Raw genomic sequence first — 15,915 nt, 5'->3', positions numbered from 1 at the left:
GTTCTCCTTGGCGGCGCTAGACGCCACCGAAACTGCTGGCCAGGGTGCCCATGATCAGCGCCCAGCCATCGACCAGTACAAACAGCATGATCTTGAACGGCAGCGAAATGATCAGCGGTGACAGCATCATCATACCCATGGCCATGAGCACGCTGGCCACCACCATGTCGATGATCAGGAACGGGATGAAGATCATGAAGCCGATCTGGAACGCGGTTTTCAGCTCGGAGGTGACGAACGCCGGCACAAGAATGGTCAGCGGCACCTCGTCCGGCCCGGCGATGTCGGTGCGCTTGGACAGGCGCATGAACAGGTCCAGGTCGCTCTGGCGGGTTTGCGCCAGCATGAAGTCCTTGAGCGGCCCCTGGGCCTTGTCGATGGCCTGCTGGGCGGTCAGCTGCTCGTTGAGGTACGGCTGCAGCGCGTCCTGGTTCACCCGGTCGAACACCGGGGCCATGATGAACATGGTCAGGAACAGCGCCATGCCGGTAAGCACCTGGTTCGACGGTGTCTGCTGCAGGCCCAGGGCCTGACGCAGGATCGAGAACACAATGATGATGCGGGTGAAGCTGGTCATCAGGATGACGAACGCCGGGATAAAGCTCAGCGCCGTCATGATCAGCAGAATCTGCAGGCTGACCGAATACTCCTGCTGCCCGTCCGGGGTGTTGGACAGGGTGATGGCCGGGATCGACAGCGGGTCGGCGGCCAGGGCCAGTGGCGCAGCCAGCAGCAGCGCCAACGTCAACAATACGCGCAGCGCGCCGATCATCACTTCTTGTCCTTCTGGTCCTTGCCCATCAGCTCCATCAGGCGCTGGGCGAATTCCGGCGTGGCCTGGCGGGCGCTGGCGGGTACCTCGACGGGCTCGGCCATCACATGCAGGGTTTCGATGCTGCCGGGGGTGTGGCCGATCAGTACCTGCTCCTTGCCCACCTGCACCAGCAACAAGCGGTCGCGCGGGCCGATGGCACGGCTGCCGACGATTTCGATCACCTGACCGCCCTTGGGTGCTGAGCCCTGCATGCGGCGCAGCAGCCAGGCCAGGAAGAAGATCAGGCCGACCACCAACAGCAAACCAAACACCATCTGCGCCAGTTGCCCGCCCAGGCTACCCGGCGGTGCCGCTTGCGCAGCCTGCGGGGAAGCGGCGGCAATCGCCACTTCGCTGGCCAGCAGCGTGCCAAGGGCCATCATGGCCCGCATCGAACCCTTCACTCAGCGCAGCTTCTTGATGCGTTCGCTAGGGCTGATCACGTCGGTCAGGCGGATGCCGAACTTCTCGTTGACCACCACCACTTCGCCGTGGGCAATCAACGTGCCGTTGACCAGCACGTCCAGCGGCTCACCGGCCAGGCGGTCGAGTTCGATCACCGAACCCTGGTTGAGCTGCAGCAGGTTGCGGATGTTGATTTCGGTGCTGCCCACTTCCATGGAAATGCTCACCGGGATGTCCAGGATCACGTCCAGGTTAGGGCCTTCGAGGCTGACGTTTTCCTTCGGCTTTGGGGAACTTGCGAACTCTTCCATCGGCAGGCGGCCGGCGCCGCTGCTGCCAGCGTCGCCACCCAGCAGCGCATCGATGTCGGCCTGGCCAGCAGCGCCGGTTTCTTCCAGGGCTGCAGCCCACTCGTCGGCCAGGGCCTGGTCCTCGGGGGAGGTGATCTCGTTTTCGTTAGCCATGATGTCCTCGACAGGCATTCAATTCGTAGTGAGCGACCGGCGCGCCGTCAGCGGCGTTCGATCGGGTCGATGATCTGCAGGGCCAGGTTGCCCTTGTGCGAACCCAGCCGCGCCTTGAACGAGGGCACGCCGTTGGCGCGTAGCACCAAGTGCTCGGGCAGCTCCACCGGGATCACGTCGCCGGCCTGCATGTGCAGGATGTCGCGCAACTTGAGCTGGCGGCGGGCGACGGTGGCGGTGACCGGCACGGCAACATCCATCACGTCTTCGCGCAGGGCCTTGACCCAACGCTCGTCCTGGTCGTCCAGGTCGGACTGGAAACCGGCATCGAGCATTTCGCGCACCGGCTCGATCATCGAGTACGGCATGGTGACATGCAGGTCGCCGCCACCGCCGTCCAGTTCGATGTGGAAGGTGGACACCACCACCGCCTCGCTCGGCCCGACGATGTTGGCCATGGCGGGGTTGACCTCGGAGTTCATGTACTCGAAGTTGACCGGCATGATGGCCTGCCAGGCTTCTTTCAGGTCGACGAAGCACTGGTCCAGCACCATGCGCACTACGCGCAGCTCGGTGGGGGTGAATTCGCGGCCTTCGATCTTGGCGTGGCGGCCATCGCCGCCAAAGAAGTTGTCCACCAGCTTGAACACCAGCTTGGCGTCGAGGATGAACAGCGAAGTGCCACGCAACGGTTTGATCTTCACCAGGTTGAGGCTGGTAGGCACGTACAGCGAGTGCACGTACTCGCCGAACTTCATCACCTGCACGCCGCCCACGGCCACATCGGCCGAACGGCGCAGCAGGTTGAACATGCTGATGCGGGTGTAGCGGGCGAAGCGTTCGTTGATCATTTCGAGGGTCGGCATGCGACCCCGCACGATCCGATCCTGGCTGGTCAGGTCATAGCTTTTGATACCGCCGGGTTCGCCGGCGCTTTCGGTCTGCACCAGACCATCGTCGACGCCATGCAAGAGGGCATCGATTTCATCCTGGGACAGCAGGTCCTGTACGGCCATGACGGGCTCCTACTGCAATACGAAATTGGTGAACAGCAACTGGTCGACCACCGGTTTGCCGACTTCCTTCTGCGCCACTTCCTGCACAACGGCAGTCGCTTTCTGGCGCAGCATCTCCTGGCCCACCGGGCTGCTCGCCAGGGTGTCGAAACCCTGCCCGGAGAACATCATCACCAGGTTGTTGCGGATCACCGGCATGTGCACTTTCAGCGCGTCCAGATCAGCCTGGCTGCGGCCCTGCATGGTGATGCTCACCTGCATGTAGCGCTGGCGGCCGTTCTGGTTGAAGTTGACGACAAAAGCCGGGGCCAGCGGCTCGTAGATGGCCGCCGGTTTGACGCTGGTCACCGCCGCATCGGCAGCCGGGGCCGGCTCGCTCTTGTGCATGAAGAACCAGGTGGCGCCCACCGAAAGGCCGACCGCCAGCAGCAGGGCCAGCACCAGCAGCAGGATCAGCTTGAGTTTGCCTTTAGTGGCGGGGTCTTTCACTGCGTCGCTCTTCGCCATGCCAATAATCCGTCGTCCGTCGGGGTTTCAAAGGAGGATGACGTGGCTTGAGCAAGTGTTATGCCAGATTCACAATTGCCTGTGAGATCGAGCGCCGCTGGCGCGCCGCATCGCGGATAAATCCGCTCCTACGTAGGAGCGGATTTATCCGCGATGCGGCGCGCCAGCGGCGCTAAATCCGTCAGGCGTAAAAATCAACCGCACTGTCACCCACCACAACCTGCTGCTCCACCGCCCGCGAAGCATCGGCCAGCTCGCCCTGCCCTGCCCCACCTTCCTGCGCCCGGCGCGCGGCCACCCCGGACAACTGCGGCCCGTCCTGCTGCCCCTGCTGCTGTTGCTGCCCGCGCGACTGGTCAGCCACGTTCACGTCCGGCTGCGCCAACCCCTGCTGGGCAAACAACTCGCGCAAACGGTGCACCTGGCTGTCCAGCGCATCGCGCACGCCGGCATGGCCACTGATGAAGGTCACCTGGGTGGATTGGTCCGTCGCCACATTGACGCGGATGTCCAGGCGCCCCAGCTCAGCCGGCTCCAACTGGATATCCGCCGACTTGAGGTTCTGGCTGGACAGGTACATGACCCGGTTGACCAAACCTTCAGCCCAGGCCCCCTGGTTCATCGGCAGTGGCTGATGCAAGGGGCTGGCATTGGCCGGCACGGCATTGGCGGTCTTGGCCGTGGCCGCCTGGGTCAGGCTGGCCAGGCGGTTGGCGAAATCATCGAGGCGGGTGTCGCTGCTGGCGCTCTTGGTGTCTTTCAGGCCGTCTTCGATCAAGGCACCGAAGGCTTTGTCTCCCGACTCCGACTGCCCCGCCTCGGCCTCGACCTTGTCGATCAGGGTCGCCAATGGATTGACGGCGGCCTGGCCATCGTCATTGGAGGTCTGGGCAGGGTCAACCGCATGAGCGGAGGTCGTGCCTTTGGCCTGGGCAGTCTGCTCCAGCGCCAAACGCAGGGCCGGCATGTTGGCCAAGGGGTCGGCATCCGGGTCGAATGCCTCTTCGCCAGGCGTTTCAGGCAGCGCTTCAGTCACCGGCTGCTGCACCGCGGCCTGCAACACCGGCGCCACAGTCTGGGCCTGGGCCTGCAGCAACTGCGCGCCCGGCTGGGCATCGGTAACTTGCCCCGCTACCAGGTTGGCGTCCACGGAGCTGGTGTCACCGCTGCCTACGGCATCGGCCTGCGCCGGGTCGGCTGATGGCAATTTGTTGCCGTCATCGGCAACTGCAGGCTTTTCGTTGGCGTCCGATTTGCCGCCCTGGGCTGCATCGGGCTTGTCCTTGGGTTTGGCCTGGGCGACCTTGTCATCGCGCGTCGGCACCTTGTCGCGCCCCTGGCTGGCCATGACCTGATCGAAACCGTCACCCTTGCCGCCTGCTGCCTGCAGTGGTTTGTCCAACAGCGAGGCACCCGCACGCGACGGCTTGCTTACCGTGCTGGCTTGCAACAAAGGGTTGGATGCGACAGGCATTGAACGGTCTCCGCGCCAGAAACAGGAATATCATCTGGGCACAGACAGGCAAAACTCGCGCCAACTGAGCAATCAGCTTGCAGAAACCCGCTCTCGCTCGCCGACATAGAAGCGCCGTACCTCAACATATTCCTGGTCGATGCGGTTGATCAGGTCTTCAATGCCATACAGCGGCCGCTCTTTGACGCGGTCTTCCAGCTGCTGGCACAACTGCGCAAGCCCTACAGCTCCCATGTTGCTGCTGCTGCCCTTGAAGCTGTGGGCGGCCATGCCCAGCTCATCAGCGCTTTTGGCCCCGTGCAATTGGCTTAGACGCCGCTCGGAGTCTTCCAGAAAGGTGTCCAGCAATTGCAGGTAGCCATCTTCCATGACTTCCCGAAGGTCGCCGAGCACCTTGTGGTCGATATGCGAGTCAGTCACTTGTTCACTCCTTGATCAAGCCGGATTAAGCCTCGGCCGCTTCACCAGTCGAACTGCACACAAGCGCAGCGCCCCCCTTCGCACCATTGGGCATGGCTGCCCAGGCGTTGTACCAGATTCACGCCACGGCCACTCAATCGCTGTTCCCGTGCCGGTCGCGTCAACACCCGCTGCACATCAAAGCCGGCACCACTGTCGCGAACCTCAATGGTCAGACGCCCACCTTCACCCAGCGGTTCCACCCGCAGGTCGATACGCACAAAGCCTTCCTCGAGCACCGCCAAACGCCTGGCGCGCTCCTGATAGTAGTCGGCAAACCCGTGCACATCACGCTTTAGCCGTGAATCCAGGCCTAACACACCGTGCTCCAGGGCATTGGAGTACAACTCGCTGAGCACACTGTGCAAGGCGCCGGTTCGCGGGCGCAAGCCATGGATTTCCTGCAGCAGCTGCACCAGATAAGGCACCGGGTTGAACCGCTTCAGGCTTTCGCCCCGCAACTCGAAGCTCAATGACCAGTCAAGCGGGCTGGAGCGCCCGCTGTCGGAATACAGGGTAGGCGTCGGCACCCGCTCTTCAGGGGTGAACATGCGCACATCACACAAACTGATATCGTCCCTGGGTGCGCCACCGAACTGCGCCAGGGCCTGCATCACTTCGTCGAACAACCGCTCCGGCACTCGGTTGGCTTCCAGCACCGCACGCAGGCGCTCCACGCCGAACAACCGCTCTTGCTCATCCGACGTGTCGACCACACCGTCCGACAGCAACAACAACCGCTCCCCAGGTGCCAGCGGCAGCACTTCAGTGCTGTCGTCAAACTGCTCGGGCGCCAGGATGCCCAGCGGTAGATGGCGTGACTGCAGGCTGGCCAGCACCTGGCCATCTGCGGAGAGCCGGTAACCGTCCGGCATGCCGCCACTCCACACCTCCACCGAACCGCGCTGCATACTCAGATTCAGCAGCAGCGCGCAGCAAAACATGTCCACCGGCAGGATGCGTTTGAGCTTGGCATTCATTTCCCGCAGGATCTGCGCCAGGCCATAACCCTTGGCGGTCATGCCGTAGAACACTTCGGCCAACGGCATCGCGCCGACCGCCGCCGGCAACCCGTGACCGGTGAAATCGCCCAGCAGCACATGCATGTCACCCGAGGGGGTGAACGCCGCCAGCAGCAAGTCGCCGTTGAACAGGGCATAAGGCGACTGCAGGTAGCGGATATTCGGCGCATTGATGCAACCGGAGTGCGCCACTTTGTCGAAGACAGCCTTGGCCACCCGCTGCTCGTTGAGCAGGTGGTGGTGATGGCGGGTAATCTGGTCTCGTTGCTCCAGCACCGTGGCCTGCAGCCGGCGCAGGCGGTCCATGGCGCGAATCTTGGCGCCGAGGATCACCGCGCTGTAGGGCTTGGCCATGAAGTCGTCGCCCCCGGCTTCCAGGCAGCGCACCAGGGCGTCCTCCTCGTTCAGCGAGGTCAGGAAAATGATCGGCACCAGCGCCTCGCCGGCCAGCGCCTTGATCTGCCGGGCCGCCTCGAAGCCGTCCATCACCGGCATCATCGCGTCGAGCAACACCAGTTGCGGGCGCTTTTCGGCGAACAGCGCCACGGCCTGCTCGCCGTTTTCGGCGGTAAACACCTCGTGCCCGTGGCGCTTCACGATCTGCGCCAACAGCAACCGGTCGACGGCACCGTCTTCAGCCACCAGCACGGTCAAAGCCTGTTCGGCAGGCATCGCAGCGCTCAACTGATGTCGAACAGTTTTTCGAAGTTGGAGATGGCCAGGATCTTGCGCACGTCAGAGCTTGCATGCACCACACGCACATCCGACTCGTCGCCGCCGGCGTGGTCACGCAGCAACAGCAGCATGCCCAGGGCGGAGCTGTCGAGGTAGGTGGTGTCTTTCAGGTCGACCACCACCGAATCGGGGCGCTTGGGCTGGCGCTCATAGGCATCGCGAAATTCCTGATGCTTGCCGAAATCGAAGCGCCCTTTGATCTTGATCGTGAGCTTGTTGCTGTCCTGCGAATAATCGGTTTCGACTGCCATGCTAGCGATTCCTTCGATGATGGCGAATGCAACTCTTCAAGGTGTAGCAGGTGGTGGGTGGGGTGGCAAGGTTTGCCTGTGCTGGCCAATCGCGGATAAATCCGCTCCTACAGAAGCCGTGTAGGAGCGGATTTATCCGCGATGAGGCCAGCACAGGTATTTACAGATGCCCCTGCCTGGGCAACCGCTGCGACAATTCATCCAGCAAGCGCTGCTCACGCTTGTCTTCCGCCCGCCGCGCCTCGTCCATGTAACGCTGCACCAGCTTGCGCAAACCCTCGACCCGGGCGTAGGCCTGCTGCCAGGTACCGCGGGCATTGCGCAAATTGGTCTGGTGCCAGGTCAGGCTCTGGCGCTGCTGGGTCATGGCTGTTTCAAGTTGCGCCAGAAAGCGCTGGTAATTCAGCAACCAGCTGCCGTTGACGCCCTGCCCGCCACGGCTGATCCACTGCGCCTGGTAACCCTCGCGGAACGTTTCCAACTCGGCCAGCTTGGCCTGGGCCTGCGCCACCAGCTGCTGGAAATGCCCCAGCCGCTGGGCGGCCTTGCGTTCGGCCTCTTCGGCCATGTCCACCACCGGGGCAAGGCGCGCAGCGCGGCTGGGCATGCTCATGGCTTACCCGCCATTGGCCGGCGGCATGAAAATCGAGCCCAGCTGTTGTCGGCTCTGGCCCATGCCGACGTTTTCATCCAGCCCCTGGCGCAGGAAGTCCACCAGCTTGGGCTGCAGGGCAATGGCCAGGTCGGTTTCCGGGTCGCCGCCAGCTACATAGGCGCCAACGCTGATCAGGTCACGGCTTTGCGACAGGCGCGACCACAGCTGCTTGAACTTCTGCGCCTGGCGCAGGTGGTCGGGGTCGACCACCTGGGGCATGACCCGGCTGATCGAGGCTTCGATGTCGATGGCCGGGTAATGACCCTCTTCGGCCAGGCGCCGGGACAGCACGAAGTGGCCGTCGAGCACCCCCCGCGCCGAGTCGGCGATGGGGTCCTGCTGGTCGTCACCCTCGGACAACACGGTATAGAACGCGGTAATCGAGCCGCCACCGGGCTCGCCGTTACCGGCACGCTCCACCAGCTTGGGCAGCTTGGCGAACACCGAAGGCGGGTAGCCGCGCGTGGCCGGCGGTTCGCCGATGGCCAGGGCGATTTCCCGCTGGGCCTGGGCAAAACGGGTGAGCGAATCCATCAGCAGCAACACGTTCTTGCCCTTGTCACGGAAGTACTCGGCAATGCGCGTGCAATACATGGCCGCGCGCAGACGCATCAAGGGCGCGTCATCCGCGGGCGATGCCACTACCACGGAGCGCTTGAGCCCTTCTTCGCCCAGGATGTGCTCGATGAATTCCTTCACCTCGCGGCCCCGCTCGCCAATCAACCCCACCACGATGATTTCGGCCTCGGTAAAGCGCGTCATCATGCCCAGCAACACCGATTTACCCACGCCAGTACCGGCGAACAGGCCCAGGCGCTGGCCACGGCCGACTGTGAGCAGGCCGTTGATGCTGCGAATGCCCACGTCCAGCGGCTGGCTGATGGGGTCGCGGTTGAGCGGGTTGATGATCGGCCCGTCCATCGGCACCCAGTCTTCGGCTTTCATGCCGCCCTTGCCATCCAGCGCGCGCCCGGCGCCGTCCAGCACCCGGCCGAGCATGCTCATGCCCATGGGCAGGCGGCCGCTGTCATCCAGCGGCACCACCCGCGCACCCGGCGCGATGCCTGCGATGCTGCCCACCGGCATCAGGAACACTTTATTGCCGGCAAAACCCATCACCTCGGCTTCGACCTGCACCGGGTGGTAAGTGTCGTCGTTGATCACCAGGCAGCGCCCACCCACGGCGGCGCGCAGGCCTTCGGCTTCCAGGGTCAGGCCGACCATGCGCAGCAGGCGGCCTTCAACCACCGGTTGCACGGGCAGCTCGATGGCCTCGGCATAGCTGCCCAGGCGCTTGCCGAAGCTGGTACGGTCAAGGCGCATCTTGGGCTTCCAGCTCGACGGTCATGTCGGGCGCTGCCGGGTGCAAGGCTTGGTCGTGGAGCTGGTCGAACAGCTGCGTCACGACTTTTTCGATGCGGGTTTCCATGGTGGCGTCGATGCGACTGTGGGCGGTTTCGATGCGGCAACCGCCGGGCAACAGGGCGTCATCCTCAAGCAGCTTCCAGTTTTCTTCGTGGCGCTCGCGCAGGGCTTTGGCCAGTTCGAAATCCTGCGGGTTGAGGTGGATGCGAATGTTGTCTGCGCCCATGGGCAGCAGCTTGAGGGCTTCACGCAGTACTTGGGTGATCTGGCTGGAGTCGCTGCGCAGTTCGCGGCCAATTACCTGGCGGGCCATGTGCGCCACCAGGTGCACCACGGTTTTTTCGATTTGCGTGTCCTGCTCGGCGATCGGGTCGAGCAAGTGGCCCATCAGCTGCTCAAGGCTGGCGAGCTTGGCGGCAAGCGCCTCCTCGGCCTCCTGGCGAACCTTGAGCTGGGTGCTGTGAAACCCTTCGCGCTCGCCGGTGGCAAAACCCTCGTTGTAGGCTTCCTGGCGGATGGCTTCGAGTTCTTCAAGGGTGAGTGGCTGGACTTCTTCCAGCGGCACTTCCTCAACCTCTTCCTCGACGATTTCCGGCTCAGGCTCGGGCTCGGGTTCCGGCTCGGGGTCGAAGCTGGGCAAGGCCCAGACGTCGACGCCTTCGAGGTCGCGGGCGCGAATCAGGTCGCTGGGGTGGTGTTCTTTGCTGGACATGGTCTCTGGCACTCAAAATCATCTGCAGGCGATGCACTGCGCGTAGTGTGGGAATTGCCGGGGCCGCCATGCGGCCCTATCGCGACACGAGGCCGCTCCCACAACCATGCCCGAACGCCTGCTGGATCAGATCATTTCCTCGGCGCCCTTGCCGCCGAGCACGATCTCGCCGGCCTCGGCCATGCGGCGAGCGATGGTGAGGATTTCCTTCTGCGCGGTCTCCACGTCGCTGACGCGCACCGGGCCCTTGGCCTCGAGGTCGTCGCGCAGCAGCTCGGAGGCACGTTTGGACATGTTCTTGAAGATCTTGTCCTTGACCCGCTCGTCGGCGCCCTTGAGCGACACCACCAGCACATCGGAGGAAACCTCGCGCAACAGCGCCTGAATACCGCGGTCGTCGACGTCGGCGAGGTTGTTGAAGACGAACATCAGGTCTTCGATCTGCTCCGACAGGTCGCTGTCGACTTCGCGGATCGAGTCCATCAGGGCACCTTCCACCGAGCTGTCGAGGAAGTTCATGATGTCGGCTGCGCGCTTGATGCCACCCAGAGTGGTGCGCGCGGCGTTGGAGTTGCCCGAGAACTGCTTCTCCAGAATCTGGTTCAGCTCTTTGAGCGCCGCTGGCTGCACGGTATTGAGCGACGACACGCGCAGGATGATGTCCAGGCGCACTTTGTGGTCGAAATTGCTCAGTACTTCACCTGCCTGGTCAGGGTCGAGGTAAGCGACCACGATGGCCTGAATCTGCGGGTGCTCGTAGCGGATAACGTCGGCCACGGCACGTGGCTCCATCCACTTGAGGCTGTCCAGGCCGCTGGTGTTGCCACCGAGCAGAATGCGGTCGATCAGGCCGTTGGCCTTGTCTTCGCCCAGGGCCTGGTTGAGCATCTTGCGGATGTAGCCATCGGAACCCACGCCCAGGCTGGTCTGGTCGCCGACGATTTCGACGAACTCGCTCATCACCTGCTCGACCTGCTCGCGGTGCACATTGCCCATCTGCGCCATGGCCACACCCACCCGCTGCACTTCTTTCGGGCCCATGTGCCGCAGCACCTGGGCGGCGTCGGTCTCGCCCAAAGACAGCAGAAGAATCGCCGCCTTGTCGACGCGGCTGAGCTTGGCGGTAATGGCTCGATTGTCACTCATCGGCGTTGATCCACTCTTTCACGACCTGAGCCACGCGGCCCGGGTCTTCGGCCACCAGGCCTTTGATTGCGTTGAGCTGCGCCTCGTAACCCTCGCTCGGGCTTGGCAACAGAATGCTTGTCGGGCCACCCAGGCTGACACGGTCGTTGGCCATTTCGCCATCCAGCCCGATCATCCCGCCCAGCTCCATGTCGCTGTCTGTCGCAGCAGCCTGCTTGCCGCCGCCGGTAATGTTGTTGAGCACCGGGCGAAGCACGCCAAACACCAGCACCAGGATGAACAGCACACCCAGCACTTGCTTGACGATGTCCCAGAACCACGGCTGCTGGTAGAAGGCGATGTCGGCGATGACTTCGCCACGGTCGGCGGCAAACGGCACGTTGATGACCGTCACGCTGTCGCCACGGCTGGCGTCGAAGCCCACCGCGTCCTGCACCAGGCGGGTAAAGCGCGCCAGGTCTTCGGCAGCCCACGGGGTACGCGTGGTTTCGCCGTTGGCGTCGACCTTGGCCTGGTCATCGACCACCACGGCCACCGACAGGCGGCTCAAGCGGCCTTGCTGCTGGCGGGTGTGGCTGATGGAGCGGTCAAGCTCGAAGTTCTTGGTGCTTTGCTGGCGCTTGTCGGCCGGGTACGGCGCAAGCATCGGCTGGCCGGTGGCCGGGTCCATGATTTGCTGGCCGTTGGCATCCACCAGAGGCTGGCCCGGTTGAATGGCACCGGCGGCCGGGGCGGCAGCGGTGGCATTTTCAGGCGCAGCGGCACCGGCCGGCGGCTGGTTGCTCAAGGCACCTGGCACACCTTGCGGGCCCGAGCTGCTGGAGCGCTGCTCGTTGACCGACTGCTCGCTGCGCAGCGCAGGCTGGTCGGGGTTGAACTGTTCGGAGGTCGACTCGACCGCGCTGAAGTCCAGGTCGGCAGACACTTCGGCCTTGTAGCGGTCGTTGCCCAGCACCGGCTGCAGGATGTTGTGCACGCGCTGGGTGAGCAGGCTTTCCATGCGGCGGCTGTAGTCGAACTGCTTGCCGGCCATGGTCATGGCCGAATCCTGCAACTGGTCGGACAGCAAGTTGCCCTTCTGGTCGACCACGGTCACTTGCGACTTGTCCAGCTCTGGCACGCTGGTGGCCACCAGGTTGACGATTGCCATCACCTGGCCAGCTTCCAGCGCACGGCCCGGGTACAGTTCGACCAGTACCGAGGCGCTGGGCTTGCGCTCATCACGCACGAACACCGAGCTTTTCGGGATGGCCAGGTGCACGCGGGCGGCCTTGACGTTGTTCAGGCTGGAAACCGTACGCGCCAGCTCACCTTCCAGGCCGCGACGGTACCGGGTGGCCTCCATGAACTGGCTGGTGCCCAGGCCCTGCTCCTTGTCGAGCAGTTCGAAACCTACGTTGCCATCGCTGGGCGCTACACCGGCAGCTGCAAGTTTAAGGCGCGCACGGGAGAGGTCGTCGGCCTTGACCAGCAGAGCACCGGAATTGGGCTCAACGTTGTAGGGAATATCAGCAGCGGCCAGGGTATCCATGACCTGCTTGGTGTCCATGCCGGTCAGGCTGGGGTACAGCGGGCGGTAGTCCGGCTGCTGCGACCACAGCACCACGGCAAAGCCGATTGCCACGCTCGCGGCCAGGCCGACCAGCAGGCCAACCTGACGCAGCATGGGCATCTGCGAGATGTTTTCCAGAAACGCCATACCGAACAGCGGTGGCTTGCTCGCGGGCGAGCCACTCTTGGCGGGGGCGTTATCGACGACTGCTTCAGCCATGGTCTACGTCCGTCCTCACACCGGCATCTGCATGATGTCCTGGTACGCCTGGACAACCTTGTTGCGCACCTGGGTCAATGCCTGCATGGACACGCTGGCTTTTTGCGAAGCAATCATCACGTCGGTCAGGTCGACACCGCTCTTGCCAATTTCGAAGGCGTTGGCCAGTTGGGTGGACGCCTGCTGGGTCTCATGCACCTTGCCGATGGCCTGGCCGAGCATGTCGGCAAAGGTGCTCTGGCCCGGCGCCAACTCGGGCGCGGCAGTGGCCTTGGGCACGGACATGGCTTCGGCCTGCATGGCACGCATGTCCAACATCAGACGATTGAATTCAACACCTTGGCTCATGGACTTCTCTCTCCGGCGGCCGCATTTTTTTGACACTCATGCGGCGGATAGCCTGAACTAGCAACAAGAGTGCCAGCCCGCCCGATCAATATTCAAAAGGATGTGTCAGCCGTACAGGCTGGCCTCCACATCAAGCCCCGCGTCACGCATCTGCGCCAGCTTGTAACGCAGCGTACGCGGGCTGATGCCCAAACGTTCGGCGGCCTCCTTGCGGCGCCCACGCTCGGCACGCAAGGTGTCGATGATCATCTGGAACTCGTGGCGACGCATGTCGTCGCCCAGGCCGCCAGTGTCGGCAACCTCTTCCACCAATGCTGGCGATGCAGTGGTTATCGGTGTAGTTGACAAGGGAATGGCGCCAGCCAGACAAAAATCCGCCGCTTCGATCACCCCGCCCTGCTGCAGAATCAGCGCACGCTGCAGCGCGTTGTCCAGCTCGCGCACGTTGCCCGGCCAGGCATGCGCCTGCAGGCAGGCACGGGCAGCGGCAGAAAGGCGCACCGGGGCATGCTTCATCTTGGCCACATGGCGCGCCAGCAGGCGCTCGGCCAACGGCAAAATGTCGCCACTGCGCTCGCGCAACGGCTGCCAGGCCAGGGGGAACACCGAAAGGCGGTAGAACAGGTCTTCACGAAAACGCCCCGCTGCCACCTCACCGGCCATGTCGCGGTTGGTGGTGGCCAGCACGCGAATGTCCAGCGGGATCGGCTTGCGACCACCCACGCGCTCCACTTCACGCTCCTGCAGCACCCGCAGCAACTTGGCTTGCAGGCCCAACGGCATTTCGGAAATTTCATCGAGCAGCAAAGTGCCGCCCTCAGCCTGTTCGAACTTGCCCGCCTGAGCCGCAATGGCGCCGGTAAAAGCGCCTTTTTCGTGGCCGAACAAGGTGGCTTCGAGCATGTTGTCAGGGATTGCCGCACAGTTGATTGCCACGAATGGCTGCGCTGCCCGTGACGATTGCTGGTGAATGTAACGCGCCAGCACTTCCTTGCCCGTGCCCGACTCTCCGGAAATGAGCACCGTGGAATCGCTGCGCGCCACACGGGCGGCCAGCTCCAGCAACTGGCGGCTGGCAGGCTCGCAAGCGACAGGCCCTTCGTCACCGGTCACACGCCCGGCGGCATGGCGCTCGACCAGGCTCAACAGCGCCTTGGGCTCGAACGGCTTCACCAGGTAATCCGCCGCGCCTTGGCGCATGGCCTCCACGGCACGCTCCACGGCGGCGTGCGCTGTCATCAGCAACACAGGCAATTGCGGGTGGAGGCGGCGCAGCTGCGCCAGCAACTGGTGGCCGTCCATGCCCGGCATGTTCACGTCACTGACAACCAGGCTGAACGCCTCGCCTGCCACCGCCTGCAACGCCTCTTCGGCACTGCCGACCGCGTGATAGGCAAAGCCGCCGATCTCCAGGGTATCGCCCAAGGCCTGACGCAAGACGCGGTCGTCCTCGACCAGCAGCACCTTGATCGCCATCACACAACCTCCGCAGGCTGGCCGTCGATCAGCGGCAACTGCACGCTGACACAGGTGCCGCGCCCGACCTTCGAGCGCAGGCGCATCTGGCCCTGATGGGCACGCACCACCGCCTTGACCACTGCAAGGCCAAGCCCGGTGCCCGTCGCCTTGGTCGTCAGGAACGGCTCACCCAGGCGGCTCAGCAGTTCGGGGGCGATGCCACTGCCAGCATCACTGACGCACAGGTGCAGGGTGCAGCCACGGCGGTACAGGTGCACCTTCACCCGCGCAGCACCCTCGCTGGCCTGCAGGGCATTTTCGATCAGGTTGAGCAAAGCACCGACCAAGGTGTCACGGTTGCACAGCAACTCACCCAGGTGGGTGTCGCACTGCCAGCGCACGGCGTGCCCCTGAACATGGGCTTGAGCGGCCTGCTGCAGCGCCTGGAACAATCCTTTTGGGGTCAGCCGGTCACCCAGCGGCAGCTCGCCACGGGCAAACACCAGCATGTCGCGCACCTGGTGCTCCAGCTCGTGCAAGCGCTCCTTGAGGCTGCTGGCAAAACGCTGACGGGTTTGTGGCGCGAGTTCGTGTTCATCGTCAGCCAGATGGCTGGCGTAGAGCATGGCCGCGGACAGCGGCGTACGGATCTGGTGCGCCAGCGACGCGACCATGCGGCCCAACGAAGACAAGCGCTCATGCCGCGCCAGCTGGCCCTGCAGGCGACGGGTTTCAGTCAGGTCGTTGAGCAGCACCAACTGGCCGGGCTCGGCATCCAGCGAACGGGTGGCGATGGACAAGCGGCGGCCGTCACGCAGCGACACTTCGTGCCCGTCATCCTCACGCGGGGCGAAGCTGCGGGCAATGACCTGGCGCCATAGCTGGCCGACCAAGGGCTCGCCGAGCAGTTCGCAGGCAGCGGGGTTGGCTTCGCGCACCAAGCCTTGGTCATCAATGACGATAACGCCGCCGGGCAACAGGTCGAGCAGGTTTTGCAGGCGGTTGGCCAGGCGTTCTTTCTCGTTGAGCTCGGCCATGCGCTGGGCGCCGACCACCGCCAACTCGCCCTTGAGTTCGCTGACGCGCGCCTCGAGCATGCTGTAGGACTGGTTGAGCTGGCTGGATACCTGATTGAACAGGGCGAATGCCTGCTCAAGCCCCTGCCGGCTTTCCTGCTCGACGGGGAGGCGCCCCTGTGGATCAAGGGCTCGGGACGGATGGGCGGCCTGGGGCATCGTGCTCTCTCGCGTGGCTGACCGTCATAAAAACGGTGTGGTGAGAGCGGTGTAGCAATAGCCGTGCCGGGGTTTGGG

The 15,915-nt window shown here is 63.8% G+C and carries 17 protein-coding genes; all 17 read right to left on the bottom strand.

The features are described 5' to 3' along the window. Positions 1-16: 16 nt before the first annotated feature. Positions 17-772 carry a flagellar type III secretion system pore protein FliP gene (gene fliP, locus PVV54_RS07675; RefSeq protein WP_274909351.1) on the bottom strand — a complete coding sequence of 252 codons (756 nt, stop codon included), beginning with the start codon at positions 770-772 and terminating at the stop codon, positions 17-19. Next, positions 772-1,206 carry a flagellar biosynthetic protein FliO gene (gene fliO, locus PVV54_RS07670; RefSeq protein WP_274910404.1) on the bottom strand — a complete coding sequence of 145 codons (435 nt, stop codon included), beginning with the start codon at positions 1,204-1,206 and terminating at the stop codon, positions 772-774. Before fliO ends, fliP begins: the two co-directional genes overlap by 1 nt. Before the next feature lie 12 nt (positions 1,207-1,218). After that, positions 1,219-1,683: a flagellar motor switch protein FliN gene (fliN, locus tag PVV54_RS07665; protein WP_274909350.1), complete on the bottom strand. Its 465-nt coding sequence runs from the start codon at positions 1,681-1,683 to the stop codon at positions 1,219-1,221. Between the two features lie 47 nt (positions 1,684-1,730). Next, positions 1,731-2,699: a flagellar motor switch protein FliM gene (gene fliM / locus PVV54_RS07660; protein ID WP_274909349.1), complete on the bottom strand. Its 969-nt coding sequence runs from the start codon at positions 2,697-2,699 to the stop codon at positions 1,731-1,733. 9 nt (positions 2,700-2,708) lie between these two features. Then, positions 2,709-3,206: a flagellar basal body-associated protein FliL gene (fliL, locus tag PVV54_RS07655; protein WP_274909348.1), complete on the bottom strand. Its 498-nt coding sequence runs from the start codon at positions 3,204-3,206 to the stop codon at positions 2,709-2,711. Positions 3,207-3,387: 181 nt separating this feature from the next. Then, positions 3,388-4,680 (bottom strand): flagellar hook-length control protein FliK, encoded by a 1,293-nt coding sequence (locus PVV54_RS07650; RefSeq protein WP_274909347.1) that lies wholly within the window; start codon positions 4,678-4,680, stop codon positions 3,388-3,390. 72 nt (positions 4,681-4,752) lie between these two features. Beyond that, positions 4,753-5,100, bottom strand: a complete 348-nt coding sequence (locus tag PVV54_RS07645) for an Hpt domain-containing protein (protein WP_274909346.1) — start codon at positions 5,098-5,100, stop codon at positions 4,753-4,755. 41 nt (positions 5,101-5,141) lie between these two features. Next, positions 5,142-6,833 (bottom strand): fused response regulator/phosphatase, encoded by a 1,692-nt coding sequence (locus tag PVV54_RS07640; RefSeq protein ID WP_274909345.1) that lies wholly within the window; start codon positions 6,831-6,833, stop codon positions 5,142-5,144. Positions 6,834-6,841: 8 nt separating this feature from the next. Continuing rightward, complete coding sequence (locus tag PVV54_RS07635) at positions 6,842-7,147, bottom strand: STAS domain-containing protein (RefSeq protein ID WP_274909344.1); 306 nt, start codon at positions 7,145-7,147, stop codon at positions 6,842-6,844. A 160-nt stretch (positions 7,148-7,307) separates the two neighbouring features. Continuing rightward, positions 7,308-7,760 (bottom strand): flagellar export protein FliJ, encoded by a 453-nt coding sequence (gene fliJ / locus PVV54_RS07630; protein ID WP_274909343.1) that lies wholly within the window; start codon positions 7,758-7,760, stop codon positions 7,308-7,310. A 3-nt stretch (positions 7,761-7,763) separates the two neighbouring features. Beyond that, complete coding sequence (gene fliI, locus PVV54_RS07625; RefSeq protein ID WP_274909342.1) at positions 7,764-9,125, bottom strand: flagellar protein export ATPase FliI; 1,362 nt, start codon at positions 9,123-9,125, stop codon at positions 7,764-7,766. Then, positions 9,115-9,879 (bottom strand): flagellar assembly protein FliH, encoded by a 765-nt coding sequence (gene fliH / locus PVV54_RS07620; RefSeq protein ID WP_274909341.1) that lies wholly within the window; start codon positions 9,877-9,879, stop codon positions 9,115-9,117. Before fliH ends, fliI begins: the two co-directional genes overlap by 11 nt. A gap of 126 nt (positions 9,880-10,005) precedes the next feature. Further along, on the bottom strand, positions 10,006-11,025 hold the full coding sequence (gene fliG / locus PVV54_RS07615; RefSeq protein ID WP_274909340.1) for a flagellar motor switch protein FliG: 1,020 nt from the start codon (positions 11,023-11,025) through the stop codon (positions 10,006-10,008). After that, a complete protein-coding gene (fliF, locus tag PVV54_RS07610) occupies positions 11,018-12,796 on the bottom strand; it encodes a flagellar basal-body MS-ring/collar protein FliF (RefSeq protein ID WP_274909339.1) in 1,779 nt (592 codons plus the stop codon). Before fliF ends, fliG begins: the two co-directional genes overlap by 8 nt. 15 nt (positions 12,797-12,811) lie before the next feature. Beyond that, positions 12,812-13,144, bottom strand: a complete 333-nt coding sequence (gene fliE / locus PVV54_RS07605) for a flagellar hook-basal body complex protein FliE (protein WP_274909338.1) — start codon at positions 13,142-13,144, stop codon at positions 12,812-12,814. Between the two features lie 105 nt (positions 13,145-13,249). After that, positions 13,250-14,620: a sigma-54-dependent transcriptional regulator gene (locus PVV54_RS07600; RefSeq protein ID WP_274909337.1), complete on the bottom strand. Its 1,371-nt coding sequence runs from the start codon at positions 14,618-14,620 to the stop codon at positions 13,250-13,252. Further along, a complete protein-coding gene (locus PVV54_RS07595) occupies positions 14,620-15,837 on the bottom strand; it encodes a sensor histidine kinase (protein ID WP_274909336.1) in 1,218 nt (405 codons plus the stop codon). The genes PVV54_RS07600 and PVV54_RS07595 overlap by 1 nt, the downstream gene beginning before the upstream one ends. Positions 15,838-15,915: the final 78 nt, after the last annotated feature.

This window comes from Pseudomonas sp. PSKL.D1 (assembly GCF_028898945.1).
In the GTDB taxonomy this organism is placed as follows: domain Bacteria; phylum Pseudomonadota; class Gammaproteobacteria; order Pseudomonadales; family Pseudomonadaceae; genus Aquipseudomonas.
This window is presented reverse-complemented; position numbering and strand designations above follow the sequence as displayed.

Coding starts and splice junctions, on each gene's coding strand:
- fliP (WP_274909351.1), bottom strand. CDS start 772: ATGATCGGCGCGCTGCGCGTATTGTTGACGTTGGCGCTGCTGCTGGCT.
- fliO (WP_274910404.1), bottom strand. CDS start 1,206: ATGCGGGCCATGATGGCCCTTGGCACGCTGCTGGCCAGCGAAGTGGCG.
- fliN (WP_274909350.1), bottom strand. CDS start 1,683: ATGGCTAACGAAAACGAGATCACCTCCCCCGAGGACCAGGCCCTGGCC.
- fliM (WP_274909349.1), bottom strand. CDS start 2,699: ATGGCCGTACAGGACCTGCTGTCCCAGGATGAAATCGATGCCCTCTTG.
- fliL (WP_274909348.1), bottom strand. CDS start 3,206: ATGGCGAAGAGCGACGCAGTGAAAGACCCCGCCACTAAAGGCAAACTC.
- PVV54_RS07650 (WP_274909347.1), bottom strand. CDS start 4,680: ATGCCTGTCGCATCCAACCCTTTGTTGCAAGCCAGCACGGTAAGCAAG.
- PVV54_RS07640 (WP_274909345.1), bottom strand. CDS start 6,833: ATGCCTGCCGAACAGGCTTTGACCGTGCTGGTGGCTGAAGACGGTGCC.
- PVV54_RS07635 (WP_274909344.1), bottom strand. CDS start 7,147: ATGGCAGTCGAAACCGATTATTCGCAGGACAGCAACAAGCTCACGATC.
- fliJ (WP_274909343.1), bottom strand. CDS start 7,760: ATGAGCATGCCCAGCCGCGCTGCGCGCCTTGCCCCGGTGGTGGACATG.
- fliI (WP_274909342.1), bottom strand. CDS start 9,125: ATGCGCCTTGACCGTACCAGCTTCGGCAAGCGCCTGGGCAGCTATGCC.
- fliH (WP_274909341.1), bottom strand. CDS start 9,879: ATGTCCAGCAAAGAACACCACCCCAGCGACCTGATTCGCGCCCGCGAC.
- fliG (WP_274909340.1), bottom strand. CDS start 11,025: ATGAGTGACAATCGAGCCATTACCGCCAAGCTCAGCCGCGTCGACAAG.
- fliF (WP_274909339.1), bottom strand. CDS start 12,796: ATGGCTGAAGCAGTCGTCGATAACGCCCCCGCCAAGAGTGGCTCGCCC.
- fliE (WP_274909338.1), bottom strand. CDS start 13,144: ATGAGCCAAGGTGTTGAATTCAATCGTCTGATGTTGGACATGCGTGCC.
- PVV54_RS07600 (WP_274909337.1), bottom strand. CDS start 14,620: ATGGCGATCAAGGTGCTGCTGGTCGAGGACGACCGCGTCTTGCGTCAG.
- PVV54_RS07595 (WP_274909336.1), bottom strand. CDS start 15,837: ATGCCCCAGGCCGCCCATCCGTCCCGAGCCCTTGATCCACAGGGGCGC.